This is a genomic window from Aeromonas sp. QDB62, from assembly GCF_027705695.1.
Lineage (GTDB): Bacteria > Pseudomonadota > Gammaproteobacteria > Enterobacterales > Aeromonadaceae > Aeromonas > Aeromonas allosaccharophila.
Window position 1 is genome coordinate 1 of sequence record NZ_JAPDCD010000146.1, and the last position, 623, is coordinate 623.

At 44.5% G+C, this 623-nt stretch carries 1 protein-coding gene; it reads left to right on the plus strand.

Translation table 11 applies throughout. The annotated features are described in order from the left end of the window. Window positions 1-230 precede the first annotated feature (230 nt). A complete protein-coding gene (locus tag OKC27_RS22830; protein WP_270806761.1) occupies window positions 231-572 on the plus strand; it encodes a site-specific integrase in 342 nt (113 codons plus the stop codon). Window positions 573-623 lie beyond the last annotated feature (51 nt).

Sequence of the window (623 nt, forward strand, 5' to 3'; positions counted from 1 at the left end):
CCCAGACAGCATGACATCTGGTGCCATAGCCAGGGCGCAGGAGCCAACCCATCTCAATACGGTGGGTCGTTGCAGTATCAATTCATATCATGCGCCCATGTCAATATTAGCCCCTACAAATATTTGTAAATATAAATATTGACATCCATAAAAATGTGTGATCGAAATGTGTTGACATGGTGCTTGAACGCTCGTAACCTGCTGGCAAGAGTTAGCTGGAATGAGAGCAAATGACCTATGACAAGAACCCGCAGGCCACAGAACTAGATCGAAAAACTGTTGCAGATGCATTGACTGAAAACCTGACGATCAAGAAAAACCAGTACGCCCAATCAACATTTAAGGCCTATTATCGAAAGATAAAGCAACTTCAGACGCTGATTGGAAAAGAGCTATTGGTTACGGTCACCACGACCAAATTAGAGTTAATGATTGCCAAACTCCTTAAGAGGTATAAGGGTAATACCGTTAATCATTACCTCGATATTCTCAGGCAGGTGTTTGCCAGAGCCAAGAGTGATGGCCTGATAGCATTGAGCCCGATGGATCAGGGCGGGAGCACACTTTGTTGATATTTTAACCAAAGAATAACTGAGCCCGATAGTCGTCATTCCAGCCGGCTC

Coding starts and splice junctions, on each gene's coding strand:
- OKC27_RS22830 (WP_270806761.1), top strand. CDS start 231: ATGACCTATGACAAGAACCCGCAGGCCACAGAACTAGATCGAAAAACT.